General features: G+C 57.8%; 15 protein-coding genes and 1 tRNA gene. 7 read left to right on the plus strand and 9 right to left on the minus strand.

Translation table 11 applies throughout. From position 1 onward, the window contains the following. Positions 1-6: 6 nt before the first annotated feature. From ACILSO_RS15295 to hemL, 5 genes are all read right to left on the minus strand, one after another. Positions 7-330 carry a putative signal transducing protein gene (locus ACILSO_RS15295; protein ID WP_395738301.1) on the minus strand — a complete coding sequence of 108 codons (324 nt, stop codon included), beginning with the start codon at positions 328-330 and terminating at the stop codon, positions 7-9. 46 nt (positions 331-376) lie between these two features. Then, complete coding sequence (locus ACILSO_RS15300; RefSeq protein ID WP_395738302.1) at positions 377-1903, minus strand: hypothetical protein; 1527 nt, start codon at positions 1901-1903, stop codon at positions 377-379. Between the two features lie 17 nt (positions 1904-1920). Beyond that, positions 1921-2268 carry a cupin domain-containing protein gene (locus ACILSO_RS15305; protein WP_184339700.1) on the minus strand — a complete coding sequence of 116 codons (348 nt, stop codon included), beginning with the start codon at positions 2266-2268 and terminating at the stop codon, positions 1921-1923. 46 nt (positions 2269-2314) lie between these two features. Then, positions 2315-2599 (minus strand): hypothetical protein, encoded by a 285-nt coding sequence (locus ACILSO_RS15310; protein ID WP_395738303.1) that lies wholly within the window; start codon positions 2597-2599, stop codon positions 2315-2317. A 475-nt stretch (positions 2600-3074) separates the two neighbouring features. Further along, positions 3075-4361, minus strand: coding sequence for a glutamate-1-semialdehyde 2,1-aminomutase (gene hemL, locus ACILSO_RS15315; RefSeq protein ID WP_395738304.1), 1287 nt, complete (start codon positions 4359-4361; stop codon positions 3075-3077). Between the two features lie 106 nt (positions 4362-4467). Between hemL and ACILSO_RS15320 the strand changes: the two genes are divergently transcribed. Then, entirely contained in the window at positions 4468-5193 is a 726-nt protein-coding gene (locus ACILSO_RS15320; RefSeq protein ID WP_395738305.1) for a hypothetical protein, read from the plus strand. Between the two features lie 13 nt (positions 5194-5206). On the opposite strand, the gene ACILSO_RS15325 is transcribed toward ACILSO_RS15320, so the two are convergent. Genes ACILSO_RS15325 through ACILSO_RS15335 form a run of 3 tightly spaced genes read right to left on the minus strand, consistent with a single transcriptional unit; the run spans position 5207 to position 7226 of the window. Then, positions 5207-5605, minus strand: a complete 399-nt coding sequence (locus tag ACILSO_RS15325) for a hypothetical protein (RefSeq protein ID WP_395738306.1) — start codon at positions 5603-5605, stop codon at positions 5207-5209. Beyond that, a complete protein-coding gene (gene gluQRS / locus ACILSO_RS15330) occupies positions 5602-6465 on the minus strand; it encodes a tRNA glutamyl-Q(34) synthetase GluQRS (protein ID WP_395738307.1) in 864 nt (287 codons plus the stop codon). The genes ACILSO_RS15325 and gluQRS overlap by 4 nt, the downstream gene beginning before the upstream one ends. A gap of 2 nt (positions 6466-6467) precedes the next feature. Continuing rightward, a complete protein-coding gene (locus ACILSO_RS15335) occupies positions 6468-7226 on the minus strand; it encodes a hypothetical protein (RefSeq protein ID WP_395738308.1) in 759 nt (252 codons plus the stop codon). A gap of 38 nt (positions 7227-7264) precedes the next feature. On the opposite strand from ACILSO_RS15335, the gene ACILSO_RS15340 reads away from it, so the two are divergent. The 6 genes from ACILSO_RS15340 (at position 7265) to ACILSO_RS15365 (ending at position 13680) form a co-directional block, all read left to right on the plus strand. Then, a complete protein-coding gene (locus tag ACILSO_RS15340) occupies positions 7265-8020 on the plus strand; it encodes a Nif3-like dinuclear metal center hexameric protein (protein WP_395738309.1) in 756 nt (251 codons plus the stop codon). A gap of 3 nt (positions 8021-8023) precedes the next feature. After that, the gene (locus ACILSO_RS15345) at positions 8024-8626 is read left to right on the plus strand and encodes a DNA-3-methyladenine glycosylase (RefSeq protein WP_395738310.1); all 603 of its coding nucleotides are present in this window, start codon (positions 8024-8026) and stop codon (positions 8624-8626) included. A 138-nt stretch (positions 8627-8764) separates the two neighbouring features. Further along, positions 8765-8851: transfer RNA gene (locus ACILSO_RS15350), tRNA-Ser, on the plus strand. Positions 8852-8955: 104 nt separating this feature from the next. Then, entirely contained in the window at positions 8956-10734 is a 1779-nt protein-coding gene (locus tag ACILSO_RS15355) for a DUF6538 domain-containing protein (RefSeq protein ID WP_395738311.1), read from the plus strand. 160 nt (positions 10735-10894) lie between these two features. After that, the gene (locus tag ACILSO_RS15360; RefSeq protein WP_395738312.1) at positions 10895-11956 is read left to right on the plus strand and encodes a hypothetical protein; all 1062 of its coding nucleotides are present in this window, start codon (positions 10895-10897) and stop codon (positions 11954-11956) included. 179 nt (positions 11957-12135) lie between these two features. After that, the gene (locus ACILSO_RS15365; protein ID WP_395738313.1) at positions 12136-13680 is read left to right on the plus strand and encodes a hypothetical protein; all 1545 of its coding nucleotides are present in this window, start codon (positions 12136-12138) and stop codon (positions 13678-13680) included. Positions 13681-13895: 215 nt separating this feature from the next. Here the strand turns inward: ACILSO_RS15365 and ACILSO_RS15370 are convergent, their stop codons facing one another. Further along, complete coding sequence (locus ACILSO_RS15370) at positions 13896-14783, minus strand: kappa-carrageenase (RefSeq protein WP_184208837.1); 888 nt, start codon at positions 14781-14783, stop codon at positions 13896-13898. Positions 14784-14855: the final 72 nt, after the last annotated feature.

Raw genomic sequence — 14855 nt, forward strand, 5'->3', positions numbered from 1 at the left:
GTCAGTTCATTCAGGTTTCGCCGCCTGGCATTTCCAGCACTCTTCAAACGAGCCAGGATTTGATTCTTTGCACCCGGCGCAGATCCATTCCCCAGCATCACTCGCGCTGCCAAAATGCTCCCGCAGCAGTGCCGCCGCCTCCTCCGCGCGTGCATCATCCACCACGCACAGCTGCGGCTCGTTCAGCATCGTCTCCGAAAATCCAAACATCTTCGGCCCCAGCGTCCGCGTGTTTTCATTCTGCACGAAACTCTCGATGCCCGCCGACTCCAGAATGCTCTTCGCAAAGCCGACACGCGTCGAATCTGGATCTGCAAAAACAGGAGTCATGCCGCAGAATCAAGCATTCTCTCCCCTCCTTGACCAGTGCTCAGGTTCAGTTTTTCCACACCCAGTCTCCGAGGTAATCTTCCCTGTTCACACGTTTCGCTTCTTTGCCATCCGGGCGTTTGCCACCGTCATCCTTGCCATCCCACCCGATCGACCAAAGCGCGAAAGCTTCCTCCCCTTCCACCCGGTACTTCATAGGCGCGGCGTCCATGATATCCTGCGGCACCGCAGAATAAAATTCCGGCACAACGTCCCCCAGTGCCGCCGGCAGCTTCCCATGCGCCAGCCGGTAGCGCTCAATAGCAACCGCGGCGACACACTGCCGTCTCAAAGTTTCGCAATAAATGGCCTCTTGAATAATCAGACGGAACGGGGGAAAGCCGAGTGCACTCCAGACATGATGCGGCGAAGTCATTCCACGACGTTCGTCTAACAAACCTGCCATTTCGTCACAGCCACGAATCATCCCGCGTCCATCACGGCTCATCACCGGCTCAATCAGATACTTGGATCCCAGCCGCAACACAGTGGCCTCATTGTGATCAAACCAGCCTGGCGGAATGAAGTAAATGGCGGCTGATGCATGCCACGCTGGCTCCGTTTGATCCTTCAGCACTTGCAATTGCGAGAAAGCGCTGAGGCAGTCGTCACGATGCCCCTTATACCATTCGATGCTCTCCATCTGCAACACCATCTCACCGCGTGTGGTTTGAAACAGAAAACGTCTGAAATCCAGTCGCTCCAGATCCGTCTGCACCCGCGCCAGTTGCTCAGAGGAAGCCGTGTGGCGATGAAGCATCAGCCAGATGGAGTTCGACTCTAAAACGGCCGTTGAGATGGCGCACAACAGGCTGAGAAACAAAGGCTCCTCGCCCAGCGCCTGGGTAAAGCGCATCGAGGCCTGAATGGAGCGCACCGCACTTTCCGGATCGCCAGCTTCCACGGCCATCTGCGCACGCAATGCCAGCCCTTTGGCGGCTGCAATGACCTCGCTCAGGTTGGGTGAAGGACGCTTGTAAGGTGCGCCTGTGAAATTGAGCGCTGCGGAATGATCAAAGCACGCCTCGGGCCGGTTCACCGCAGCATCACTCAGCTCTTTGAGCAGCGGGTGCAATCTGTCAATCGCCGCCAGAACTTGTGCCGCATCAGCATCCGGCGCTGTGTCGATGTAGGAGACTTCAGAAAGGTAGGCTGCCGCGTTTTTTACATCCAGAGGCTCGCTCGTTGCGCAGCCGCCATATAGATTCGGGTGCCGTGCCTTGGGATGCTTTTCAAAGGATCCATACATCCAGTCCAATGAACGAAGTTTACCATGAAGCGACGGCTCCTGCTCTTTTCGGGGAGTCGAAATGCCATCCAGCTGCTCAATGGCGAAAAAGTTTTTCTCCGCCGGAATGGGTGCTGCATGCAGCGCCGCAAATTCGAGCACCCCTCCCTTCCCCATAAAGTCCTCTTTGGCCTTCGCTAGAGCACGTGCCCCCGTCCAGTTTTCCACCGCGACCACGACCAGTCCCAGCACCACCAAGCCTGCCACCAGCTTGGCAAAAAAGCGACGAGACAGAAAGCGCTTCATCGTCCGCAGAATGGATGTCACACCTCAAATTCATCCGCCGGATCAAACGGCGGCATCGGCACATTGATGATTTTGAGTTTTCCCACCGCCCGGTGCACACACCCAGGCCGGATCATCACCGTCGTCATCGGCTTCAGCGGCACGATCTGCCCGTCCACCTCCAGATGCCCCTCTCCCTCCAGCACAATATAGATCTCCGTCATCTTCTTGTGGTAGTGCGCCTTCGAGTCCGCATGGATGTCCGTCAGGTGCACTGTCGCCAGTGTATTCCAGTCCTCCTTAAACGCCCTCCTCGCCTGCCCGCACGGACACGGCGTCGGCGTGATTTCATCCAACTGGGCAACGGCAAAACGAGGTTCAGACATGGTGTGCATGCTACTGGCGGCGCTGCGCTTTGGCAAACGCTACGGCTTAACCACGGGCAGCGACACCCTCTATACGTGCTCGAGCCCTGGCCATGATCCGCTCAACGAATGCGTCACGATCATCGATCACTACAAACGGCCCCTTGTCCCGCTCTTCAAGAATGTCCTCCAGCGCCTCACGCCTTGTATCCACTGTAGCCGGTTTCTCATTCTCCAGGCACATGACGACGTAGTCCGCCAAGAAGCGCTCAATAGATCGATTCCACGCCTGCGCCTTGCGATACAGGTCGGCCATGAGTTCATCGGGAAGATCAATGGTAAACTGCGGCATGGGAGAAAACTACCATGCCGTCTCCCGTTCGAAACCCTCTTTTACACCCCCACCCGCACATCCGCTCTCACCGGGGCACAACCAGAAGTTTGAGAGGCACTTCGCGCGGATCGAAGGCTGCGGACATCATCCTTTTGGTCATCCATGTGCATGCTGCAAAAATCGCGACGGTAAGTACAAGACACATTCTTCCAGTCACCGCAGTGCTGTGATGGCGTTCGGGATCGTTCCTGATGCGCCAGAGCAGCCAAACGCATCCCAGCAACGGAACAGGCAGCAGAAGCCAGCCGTGGCTTGCATAGCCACTGCTGAGGAGCCCTGGGCTGGGCTCCAAGATTCCCTGCTCACTCGCGATCAAGTAGATCTTGCGAAAGGATCTCGTGAGCAACCACCCGCTCGCAATTACCACGAATTGAACCACTGCGCATATTCCGATGGTCGTTGTGGTCGGACGCATGGCATGCGGAAAATCAAGTTACAACGCCCCCAGCGCCGCCGCCGCCACCTCCGCCGTCTGCTCCAGGTCATCCCGGCTGTGCGCCATGCTGATGAATCCCGTCTCAAACTGGCTCGGCGCAAAGTACACCCCGTTGTCCAGGCAGTGGTGGAAGAACTTGCGAAACGCCGCCAGATCGCTCGTCTTCGCATCCTGCAGGCTGTGCACTTCCTTCTCCGTAAAGAACAGGCAGAACATGCTCCCACGGCGATACCACCGGTAGTTCAGCCCCTTCTTCTTCAGCACCTCCAGCACGGCGTCCTCCATGATCTGCCCCAGGTTCTCCAGCAGCGCATAGCCGTTCTTCTTCTCCAGCTCGCGCAATTGCGCCAGGCCCGCCGCCAGCGCCACCGGATTGCCGCTCAGCGTCCCGGCCTGATACACCGGACCGATCGGTGCCAGCTTGTCCATCACATCCGCACGACCACCAAAGGCACCCACTGGCAGCCCGCCGCCGATCACCTTGCCAAGGCAGGTCAGATCCGGCGTGATCTTCTCCAGCTCCTGCACTCCGCCACGGGCGAGACGGAAGCCCGTCATCACCTCGTCAAAAATCAGCAGCGCCCCATGCTTGGCCGTGATGTCCCGCAGTTTCTGCAGAAAGCCCGGCTTCGGCAGAATGAGACCCGCATTCGCCGGATACGGCTCCACGATCACACACGCGATCTCGTGCCCCTGCTTCTCAAACAGCTCCTCCAGCGCCGCCTCATCATTGAAAGGCAGCACGCTTGTCAGCTCCGCAAAACTCTTCGGCACCCCGGCACTGTCCGGGTTCCCATGCGTCAGCGCCCCGCTGCCTGCCGCCACCAGCAGGCTGTCCGAGTGGCCGTGGTAGCAGCCGTCAAACTTCACCAGCCGGTCCCTTCCGGTAAACCCACGCGCCAGCCGGATCGCCGACATCGTCGCCTCCGTACCGCTGCTCACCATGCGCACCTTCTGGATGCTCGGCACCCATTCACAAATCGTCCGCGCCATCTCCACCTCATACAGGTTCGGAATGCCAAAGCTCACCCCCTCCTTCGCCGCCGTGTGGATCGCCTCGATCACCGGCACTGGCGCATGGCCCAGAATCGCCGGACCCCAGGTGCCCACGTAGTCGATCATGCTGCGGTCATCCACATCATAGATGCGGCAGCCCTTGGCGCGCTTCACAAAGAAGGGGTCGCCGCCCACGTTGCGGAAGGCGCGCACCGGCGAGTTCACGCCTCCGGGGATGTACTGCTTGGCGAGGTCGAAAAGTTTGGTGGAAAGGGGTCCGTTTGGCATGGCTGGGGGTGGAAAGGAATACGCGGGAGATTTTATGCGTCGAACAAAAGGTTGCTCATAACCGTCTGAGTCGGCTACTCTCAGCCGAATTCCCAACCACCCTGCCATGAAAGCGATCTGTTTGGTTCTCCTTGCCGTCTGCATCACTCAGGCCGCCCAGGCGCAATCCGCCGCCTCCTCCCCGCGCAACCGCTCCTCCCTGCCCACCGTCGAGCCCGGCACCTTTGCCCTCGAGGGCATGACCCCAAAGCCCATCATCCTCAAAGTCCAGCTGGAGGCCCCCGTTTACCCCACCAGCAAGCTGCAGGGCGCTCTCGGCTCCTTCGCCCCCGGCACCGTCGTCACCCTGCTGGCCATGTCTGACACCGCCTACCGCGTCCGCGGCCGCGCCCGCCATGGCGATGTCGCCGGCTGGGTTCGCATGGCCGACATGCTCTCCGCCGATCCCAATCTGAACGCGAACCTCAAAAAACTCTATGAGCGCACCAAGATGGTCGATGATCTCATCCAGCACAAGCAGGTCGCGCTCGGCATGACGAGAGAGGAAGTCCAGTCCTCCATGGGCAAACCCTCCCGCAAGTCCAGCAAAGTCACCGCCGCGGGCAAGGAGGAGCGCGTGGAATACGCCATCTACGATCAGGTCCCGCAGACCAGCACCGGTGTCAACGCCTTCGGCCAGATCGTGCAAACCGTCGTTTACGTCCGTGTGGAAGTCGGCACCCTCAGCATCAGTTTCAAAGACAACGTGGTCGCCGAAATCGAAGAATCCAAGGGCAATCCCCTCGGCGGCGGCGGTGCCCGCACCGTCCCTCCTCCCGTCGTCGGGTTTTGAAACAGGGGATCGATTACTTTGATTGCCTGCCACGCCCCATCGGCCACGCGAACTCCTGCCCCCGCTTGACGGCAGGACTGTCGTACCTTGCCCAACGGATGGCACCATGGCCATCCCACCACATGACTGCAGTCACCAGTAAAACCAGCGGCAGGGGCCATTGCATCCTCACAAACAGGATGGCAAAGACAACGATGCCGGGCAGTACGATGAAACCGCGCCCATTAAAAAGTTCCAGCAACCAGCTGATAGGAGGAATGCACCCGAACATGTCACTCCATGACTCCGTGGCGGTAAACGATGCCAGCAAACTTCCCAGCACCATGGCGCCAAACACCGTGGCCATACGACCCGCGATCGTGTTCATCGCTTCGCGAAGCTGAGCATACGGAAAGTCTTCGAAGTGAATCATGGTAGCTTGACGTGATCTATTTGAATTTTGATCATATTCCTCACTTGTTCGGGGGTCCACCCCTCTGCCCTCAGACTCCTCAGCGACCGCGCATCATCCCGCTTCGCCAGCCGCTTCCCGTTCTCATCCACGATCAGCCCATGGTGCCGCCACTCCGGCACTGGCAGTCCCAGCAGCGCCTGCAGCAGCCGGTGCAGGTGCGTCGCCTCCAGCAGGTCCTCCCCCCGGGTCACCAGCGTGATCCCCTGCAGCGCATCATCCACCACCACCGCCAGGTGATAGCTCGCCGGCGTGTCCTTCCGCGCCAGCACCACATCGCCAAACACCCCCGGCTGCGCTTGGAAAACTCCCCGCCCCCGGTCCGTCCATTCCAAATCTTCGTTCACAAGCCCCATCGCCTTCGCCACGTCCAGCCTTAGCGCATACTGCTCTCCCGCCGCCATGCGCTGCGCACGCTCTTCCGCACTGCGACTCCTGCACGTCCCCGGATACAGCGGCCCGTCCGGCCCCTGCGGCGCATTCCCGGCCCGCGCGATCTCCTCCTGAATCTCCCGCCTCGTGCAAAAGCACGGATACAGCACCCCCAGCCCCTCCAGCTTCGTCAAAGCCACGCGATAATCCTCAAAGTGCTCCGACTGCTTCCGCACCGGCTGCTCCCACTCCAGCCCCAGCCACGCCAGGTCTTCAAAAATCGCCGCTTCATACTCCGCCCTCGCCCGCGTGCCGTCGATATCCTCCAGCCGGATGAGAAACCGCCCGCCCGCCGCCTGCTCATGCGCAAACAGCGCCGCATACGCATGCCCAAGATGCAGCCAGCCAGTGGGGCTCGGGGCAAATCGTGTGACTTCAGCCTTCGTCATGCTCAAGCCTTCTTCGGCTTCACCAAAATGTCCCCGTTGTCACAGATTCCGCGAATCTGGTTCCGATACACATGCATCTCCGGCCTCACCATCCCATGCGTGTAGCCACATTTCACCTTCGTCACCGCCAGCCCCGGAGACTCCTCCCAGCCGCCGCCCATCACATTCAGTCCTGAGCCTTGCAGGTAGAGCTTATGGTCAAAGGTCTCCTTCGCGTGAATCTTCCCGTCGTGAATGTGCATCGTCGGGAAAAACACCGTCCCCGCCAGCGCCGTCGGAAATGAAAACGCCATCGGATGCACCTGCGCATTGCCCGGCTTCAGCTTGAACACCGCAAAGCCAAAGTCCGCATATCCCGGCAGCTTGTCCCAGGTTCCCTCAGCCAGGCGAAAGCGCTCGTCCAGCCGGCTGAAATCCGCCGCCGTCGGCACAAAGCTCGCATCGTAGGCTCCCACCGAGACCACCTCGAGGGACCGGCTCGCCGAAGCGGGAATTGCTGCCGCAAACGTGTCCCCATAGGTCAAACGAGAAGGAAACATCTCCCACAGATCATCAAACACTGAGGCGTACTTCGAGAAGTCAAAAAACTTCACCTCCTTCTCTCCCGTGCCCTTTTTCACCGGCACCGGCAGCACCATGGCCAGATCCCGCGGCACATTCACCGACATCTGATAGATCAGCACCTGGTTCCCATGCTCGCCCAGCCGCGCAAAGATCCGCGTGTTTTTGACCTCCTCGACTTTTCCTGTGAAGCAGCACATGATCCCATGTTATCGAATCGCCTCACCCACTGTCCAGCATGAATCTCGCCGACCTCGTCTCCCATCTCGACACCGAACTGCGCATCTCAGAGATCGCTGATTACTCCAACGCCCTCAACGGCCTCCAGCTTGAAAACCGCAGCGGCCAAGTCACCAAGATCGTCGCCGCTGTCGATGCCACCCTGCCCGTCATCACCAAAGCCGCCGCCGCAGGTGCCGATCTCCTCATCGTCCACCACGGCATGTTCTGGACCGGCCTCCAAACCTGGACCGGCCCCGTCTTCCAAAAAATCAAGACCGCCCTCGACGCCGGTCTTGCCGTCTATAGCTGCCACCTCCCACTCGACTTCCACCCCACCCTCGGCAACGACGCCGTGCTCGCCCGCTCCCTCGGCTTTGAACCCTGCGGCACCTTCATGAAAACCAAAGGCACCGAAAACGGCGCCAAGATCGAAACCGAAATCAGCCGCGACGAACTTGTGCAGCGCCTCGCCACCGCCACCGGCGCCCGCGTTCATCTCTGCCCCGGCGGCCCCGCCACCTGCCGCAAGATCGGCATCATGACCGGCGGCGCAGGCTCCGAAGTCGCCACCGTCGCCAAGGCCGGCATCGACACCTTCATCACCGGCGAAGGCCCCCACTGGAGCTACACCCTCGCCGAAGAGATCGGCGTCAATCTCATCTACGGCGGCCACTACGCCACCGAGACCTTCGGCGTTAAAGCCCTCTCCGCCTACATCGAGCAAAAATTCGGCATCCCCTGGGAGTTCGTCGATCACCCCACCGGCCTCTAAACCATGCCCTACCTCGGCACCTCCTTTTTCCAGCGCGATGTCCTCACCGTCGCCCGCGATCTCATCGGCGTTGAACTCGTCTGGAAAGGCACCGCCGGCATCATCGTCGAAACCGAAGCCTATTCCGTCGAGGGCGACCTCGCCGCCCACACCGCCACCCGTCCCAGCGCCCGCGAGTTCGTCAAGACCCACCCCGCTGGCACCGCCTACGTCTATTTCAACTACGGCATGTACTGGCTCTTCAATCTCCTCGTCAAAGGCGGCTCCCAGGACGGCCTCATCCTCATTCGTGCCCTCGAACCCACCCGCGGCATTAAACAAATGCAGCAGCGCCGTCACCGCGAAAAACTCCACGAACTCTGCTCCGGCCCCGGCAAGCTCGCACTCGCCCTCGGCATCGACGGCACCCACCACGGCCTCCCCATGGCAGGCAAAGGCCGCCCCACTGGCTGCGGCCTCATTCAGCCCTCTTCATCCACCCACGAAATCGCCACCGACATCCGCGTTGGCATCAGCCAGGCCATCGACTACCCCTGGCGCTACCTGTCCCGCCACAGCCCCCACCTCAGCGTCAAACACGGCAAGGTGAAGCTGCCCAAAAAGTAGCCCTCTCGCTCCGTCGAGATGAGCCCGGCACCTTCGCCACGCCATTACCTGCGATTTCCCCTCAAATCTCCGCCCCCGATGCAACCCGCGCCTTGCATTCATCCGCAGACGCACTAGGCTTCCGTCTCGCTGAATCAAGGAGAGGTGGCTGAGTGGTTGAAGGCACCTGACTCGAAATCAGACGTAGTGTAACAACTACCGTGGGTTCGAATCCCACCCTCTCCGCCGCCCCGTTTTCGAGCACCTTAGATGCTTGGACGGCCTTGGGGATCAAGGGGTAAGGTAGTGACATGGAACCCCGAACTGTCACACTTGCCCCCTTCCAAGACATGCCCCGCCAACAGGGTTTGCTGCTTCGCAAACAGCGCTACTATACCAACTTCAAAGTGCCTCTCGAACTCCAAGCCGCCCTTGGAAAGAAGATGCTCCGCAAGGCTTTGAGAACATCCGACTACCGGGAAGCCTGCCGCAAAGTCATTGCCGAACATGAGCGAGCCGCCCAAATCTTTGACCTCACAAGGAACAAACTTCGGGCTTCAAAGGCTCCCCCGGCCAAGGAGGAAAAGCAGCTTTTGACGGTCATTCCTGAAAAGGAAGCCTATCAAATGGCCGTCCGCTACCTCGCCAGCTTTGAACACAAGTTCGAGGAATGGATGCAGGAGGAGGGCCGCTTTCTCTCGGAGCACGAACGCGAGCAAATGCGCTCTAATGTTCAAGATGATGAATACGACTTGGCACGCGGCGAGGTCTTCCAAGGCAAGCCGCTGGACGGCACCCGCGAATTGCAGCGGTTCCTCAAGGCGGAAAACATTGAATGCGCAGTGACAAGCCCCGCTTTCAAGACGCTCCGCCCGGTTTTCTTGCGGGCGCTTTTGGAGTATTACCGCCGCGCTCAAGACATGCTCAAGGGCGAAATCGTGAAGGAACATGATCCCCTTTTCAAAGGCGTTCATCCCTACGCAGAAGCGGCAGCGGAGAAGCCCAAAGGGAAGACTGTGAACGATCTTTTGGAACTGCGGAAGCGGATCATCAAAGACGAAAATCTCAGCCTCAAAAGTGAGGATGCTTCCAAGCTGGCTTGCCGTCTCATCCGCGAATTTTTTGGAGGGCAACGGCAGCTTGCCACGATTCAGCCAGAAGACATTTGGCAACTTTTCGATTTGTTGCGTCGCGTTCCACCAAACGCCACGAAGCGTTACAAGGGAATGACTTTGGCGCAGGCCGTGGAGGCAGCGGACAAAGCGGAAGACCGTAGGCGCTTGAGTCCCAAAACTCTCCGCAATAACCATATTCAAATCATGGCCCTGTTCAATCTGGCGGTGGACTTCAAAATGATCCCTGAGAACCCGGCCAAAAACAGAAGGCTTGGCAAAACTTTTGAAAGTGGCGCTGTTTCGGCCCCCCGCCCACAGTTCACGATTGAGGAACTGAACCGCCTTTTCCGCTCGTCGCTTCACATGGAATGCGCCCAAGGCAAGGAACGCGGCGGGCGCTTTTGGGTTCCATTGCTGTCTCTGTTTCACGGCTTCCGCTGCAACGAAGCCTGCCAGCTTTACACGGAAGACGTGAAGACCGTTGAAGGCATCACCTTCATAGCCATTCGCGAGGAACGGGAAGACGGCAGCAAATGCGAAAAGAAGCTCAAAACAAAACAGAGCAAGCGCGAGGTTCCATTGCATCCTGAATTGGTGCGGCTTGGCTTCATGGATTTCGTTCAAGAACGCAGGCGTGACAGTGCATCCCCTCGCTTGTTCCCGGAACTCACGCCGGGTCACAAGGGCTATTTCTCCGATGCCTTTTCCAAATGGTTCGCCCGCTTCGTGGAATTGACCGTGGGCAGCGGGTGCCGGGCAACCATGCACAGTTTCAGGCACCAGTTTAGGGACGCCACAAGGGCGGCACGGCTCCCCGCTGAGACGGTGGCACGCCTCGCAGGCTGGGAAGACGGTGAAGGCCCGGCAAGCCGTCAAATGAACCATTACGGCAGAGGGGCGGGCTACCTCCGCACACTCGCCGAAGACATCATCAAGATCGAATACCCCGGCCTCGATTTGTCACATCTTCACACGGCAAGGACAAAACCTCAACCAGTCCCCCGTGAGGATTGAAGCAACGCGCTTTTCACAGTTGCGCGTTTTCCGCTGACTCTGTAGTTTCGCATTGCTGGCAGAGATGCCAGCCGAGTCTTGATAACCTCGCATAAGGCGGCGGGCGTGTGCCGCGAAACACGCCGCTTCCCACCATGAAAATGGCCGGGAGGCGGCGGTTATGTCCAGAGCCTCCGGCTTAAAGGCCGTCGCGGTCGTCCTTGTGCGGCTTATCAACTCTCCGGCCACCCGTTCGGATCATCCGGGCGCGGTGGCAGAGATTGATTTTCTGCCCCTCAAACAAATGGACAATACGCAACCGCCAGCCCTCCCCGAAGCCCCAACTCAAACACGAGAAGCAGCGCCTTCAAAGCCGCCTGTCACAAAGAAGGACGAGATTCTTGGCTGCGGTTGCCTCATTATCGTTGCCTTGGGGGTGATGATGCTTTTGAAAAGCTGTTTCTTTGGGGGAGACAAAGCGGATGCAGTCGCAGAGAAGCGGACTTTTGCCATGACTGCCGAGGAATTCCGCACGGCCTTCAACAAGGAACAACAGCGATTGCAAATCGAGTCCTTCAAAGAGGAGACGATTGATGGCGAACCGTGGGTGTCATGCGTGTTCGATGATGGAAGCGACATCAAAATCAACCTTGAACCGAAGACGAAACGGATTTGCACATTGATGTGTGCTTTTACCAAGCACCCGCCAGAGAGAAGTCAGGAATCATATCTGCTCGCCAATACGGTGATTTTTGTTCTGTCCCCGGAAGCGAATACTGGCGAGGCTTGGGGACTGGTGGACCGTCTGACAAAAGAGGCTGACGGCTCTGACGATGTAAAAGGTTCGGGCGAGTCGTTGCGCAACCTTAGCGTATCAATGGTTTCCACTGGCAAATCAGATTCAGGACTTCCACTTGTCATGTTCTTGTTCACTCCTCGCCCGGAGGAGGTCAAGCAAGCGCCAGCAGTCGAAAACAACGACGGCGGCCCAAGCGATGAGATCATCAGAAGGTTTTCATATGCAGGGCCGCGTGGCAAATTTGAGCGCGGTGAAACCATGATTTCTACTGGCGGGCGGGTTCCGGCTGGCACTTTACTTTTCCCGGTTCGCAGCAACCCCGACCCTTACGGCGGGCACTATCGTTACTTCTTCTTCCGTGACGAGTTCGGAGATTGGAAGCTCATGCGGCAGGAGGGGGAGAGCAAAGTTCAGATATTCAAGCCACGGAAAAGCACGGACTGAGTGCCGCATGGCACGCCCCCTCGTTTTCAAAAGCACGGAACCTCCCTCACGGTGGCAGATTGGCGGAGTAGTCCTCACCAGCCGATTTTGAACACATGTGCGAGCCTACTATAGAACAAAGTCACACGAGCAAAAACCATCGAATATGCCATTTTTGAAGCAGTCCCCCTGCTCAAGCCTTGAATTCATCGCCCTTTTCCCTCGCTACGCAGTTCCTTCCCGAAGATGCCGGAGAGGATAAAATTGATTTGGACTTAGGGACGTGGCGTGTGCTTGGCCTGACGCCCGGTGATGAGATGGTGGATGAATTCAAGAGCTACCTGGGTTCCCCACCCGAAGACGATTCAGAGGAGGCGGAAAAAGGCTACCTGAATGATTTCGCATGGGAGTCCGACATCGTTCCGGGTGGCAAGCCGCTGTATGGAGCCTTCTTTCGCCGGATCATTTCTGACAAGAATTCCAACAAGCTAGTGATTCGGAAACAAGCCCTCGTTCACCCGAAGGATTCACGCCGCCAAGAGCCTCCTTTGTGTGGCGGTCACTGCCTTTTCTACGAGGACAAATACCGCCTGCCTATCACGGGAGATCATGTCCATCTTGCCAGATTGAGACTGTCCCTGAATTTGCAACGCTTCATCCGGCATCAGCCGCCACAGGACAACCCCAAAAGGCCGCACACGCCGCGTCTTCAAAGGCGGAAGGGCAAACGCTGTGTTCACGGAGATGAACAATCCTTTGATGAGCAGGACAACTGGTTGCCCTCCACTCCCGAATGGCAGAAGTATGCCAATAGAGAACACTTGCCGAAGTATCTGGAGTTGATCGGGGATCAAATGGGCAAGGAATTGTCCCGCGCCTGCGACATTATTGAAACGAGCGTGCTTCAAAATGACCCGGAAACCGATTGGAAGCACATGGGCTGGGATCGGGAAGACTCATACAGCCTTAGCGAAGTGGAAACGCTCTGGGAGTTCCCCGCAGACAATCCGATTACCACTGTTTGGGAGATCGGAACGAAACTCATGCACCTTTCCAAAGCAGAGGGAACCGCTGCCATGCACAAAATGCAGGTGAAGGAAGCCGGGCGCTTCTACAACTCTCCTTGTTTCAGCATCCCGATAGCCGAAAACGTGCGTTTGAAGCTCTACGCTAAGACCAACAAGCGCATTCGATTCGAGATTGTGCATTCCGAACTCTACAATCAGCGGGCCGCGCTTCTTAAAGAGGCCGGATTGAACCCGGAAGCAGGCGGGCGCTCTTGGGACGATGTTCCGCATCTGCTCAAAGCACTCCGGCAACGGGCGGCGAAGCACATGAACAACGTCATGGAGCATTTGCAAACCGTGCAAACGCCCGAATTGAAGCCCAAGACGCTCTTGGAACTGATTACCGCCGTCTTTGAGGCCATTCCCCCCACGATTTTCAAGCAAACACGCATGGATCGAATTCAAACCATGCTCATCTGGCTCTGCTTTCACAAAGGCTACCGTGGTGGCATCAAGAAAGGGCCGTATTCCGATGCCCTCAAGACGCTGGCGGAGCGCGGAATCATCCGATTTGACCACAAACGGAAGTTTTATGTGCTCACCGACGCCTATAAGGACGCCGCAGACGCCCTTTCCTCGATAGCAGGTGATCCTCTTTTAGCCTTGATGGGCATTGACCTATCCGAATTCGTCCTGCAACCCACCAGCCTCTCGCCTCCCGTCCGTGTCCGTGAGTGACATTCCCCGGCCTTAGCTCTGCCGCCAAGGCTCGCACATGTGTTCAACTTGGCCGTCTCCGCTTCTGAAAGTGTGTTCAAACAATCGTTGCCCGCTTTTTGCCCCGAAATCGCCCGGTTTTCCGTGGGAAGGGCTAATCTGAATGTGTGTTCTCGAAATCACTATTTTATTAAGGCCTACAGCGCGAGGCTGTTGCTTCTGGCAAGAATCGCGCTCTAGGACTTGCGCTCCCACACACGCACATAGTCCACTTCCATTGATGTGGGAAAACCCTTCTCCGTTGCTGCCAGTGGTTGGGGTTTCATCTCTTGCCCCACCCAACCGATGTGCGGATACCTTAGTCCAAGGGAGAGAGTGAGGTTCATCGGCAGGTGCCAGTATTGGTTGGGCTTCCGGGCAACTTCCTTGCCATCGATATACCAGATGATGTTTTCAGGGGTGACATCGCAGCCATAGACGTGAAAATCCTCACGCGGGTCCCAAGGAGCCGTCCAAGCATTCTTACAGAGCGCAGGGTCCGTTCCCGGCCTGACCCAGCGGACCTTCCCGTCTTTGTCTGCAAGTCGCAGATGAAGATTCATGTCGATCTGATTCACGGAGTCGCGCACCTTGGTTTCGCGATTGAGTTCGTTCATTTGCAGTTCGACGAAATCGATCTCGCAATAGCGCACCTCGCCTGTTGAGGTCTTGCCATCGCTGTAAATCCAGAACGCGGGACAGGCCCCAGGGAAGAGGCTACAACCTTTGATTCGCGCCTCGTAATAGCCGTAGGTGCGTTTCAGCTTCGAGCGGAAGATGCCCGACTTGTAAGACAGCGATAGACCGTTCTTCCGTGTATGCGGTTCATAGGTCATGCTCAGCACTAGCTTGCCGTCCTTCTGAACCGCGTTCTTCTCATCCCATGTCCAGGGTCCCCAACTCGCAATATTTGTTGTCCACTTCTTAGGATCGACTGCCGCGCCATCGAATTCATCTGAGAACGCGGGCTTCTGCTCCCACAAACCGGTTTGGCCCAATGGTTTCACAAGATTGGGTTGAGATGGGTCTGCATGAGCGTTCGCGAACAGCAGGAGTGTTGTGAGTGCGCAGAGAATAGTTTTCATAGATGAAAAGAATGGACACCATTCAATTAAAGCCATCAACCGCTTCGCACATGGCATTTCGTCTTCGACACA

This window comes from Prosthecobacter sp. (genome assembly GCF_044226605.1).
GTDB lineage: Bacteria > Verrucomicrobiota > Verrucomicrobiia > Verrucomicrobiales > Verrucomicrobiaceae > Prosthecobacter.

Bases quoted from the DNA above. Each gene is read 5' to 3' on its own strand.
- ACILSO_RS15295 (WP_395738301.1), bottom strand. From the start codon at position 330: ATGACTCCTGTTTTTGCAGATCCAGATTCGACGCGTGTCGGCTTTGCG.
- ACILSO_RS15300 (WP_395738302.1), bottom strand. From the start codon at position 1,903: ATGAAGCGCTTTCTGTCTCGTCGCTTTTTTGCCAAGCTGGTGGCAGGC.
- ACILSO_RS15305 (WP_184339700.1), bottom strand. From the start codon at position 2,268: ATGTCTGAACCTCGTTTTGCCGTTGCCCAGTTGGATGAAATCACGCCG.
- ACILSO_RS15310 (WP_395738303.1), bottom strand. From the start codon at position 2,599: ATGCCGCAGTTTACCATTGATCTTCCCGATGAACTCATGGCCGACCTG.
- hemL (WP_395738304.1), bottom strand. From the start codon at position 4,361: ATGCCAAACGGACCCCTTTCCACCAAACTTTTCGACCTCGCCAAGCAG.
- ACILSO_RS15320 (WP_395738305.1), top strand. From the start codon at position 4,468: ATGAAAGCGATCTGTTTGGTTCTCCTTGCCGTCTGCATCACTCAGGCC.
- ACILSO_RS15325 (WP_395738306.1), bottom strand. From the start codon at position 5,605: ATGATTCACTTCGAAGACTTTCCGTATGCTCAGCTTCGCGAAGCGATG.
- gluQRS (WP_395738307.1), bottom strand. From the start codon at position 6,465: ATGACGAAGGCTGAAGTCACACGATTTGCCCCGAGCCCCACTGGCTGG.
- ACILSO_RS15335 (WP_395738308.1), bottom strand. From the start codon at position 7,226: ATGTGCTGCTTCACAGGAAAAGTCGAGGAGGTCAAAAACACGCGGATC.
- ACILSO_RS15340 (WP_395738309.1), top strand. From the start codon at position 7,265: ATGAATCTCGCCGACCTCGTCTCCCATCTCGACACCGAACTGCGCATC.
- ACILSO_RS15345 (WP_395738310.1), top strand. From the start codon at position 8,024: ATGCCCTACCTCGGCACCTCCTTTTTCCAGCGCGATGTCCTCACCGTC.
- ACILSO_RS15355 (WP_395738311.1), top strand. From the start codon at position 8,956: ATGCCCCGCCAACAGGGTTTGCTGCTTCGCAAACAGCGCTACTATACC.
- ACILSO_RS15360 (WP_395738312.1), top strand. From the start codon at position 10,895: ATGTCCAGAGCCTCCGGCTTAAAGGCCGTCGCGGTCGTCCTTGTGCGG.
- ACILSO_RS15370 (WP_184208837.1), bottom strand. From the start codon at position 14,783: ATGAAAACTATTCTCTGCGCACTCACAACACTCCTGCTGTTCGCGAAC.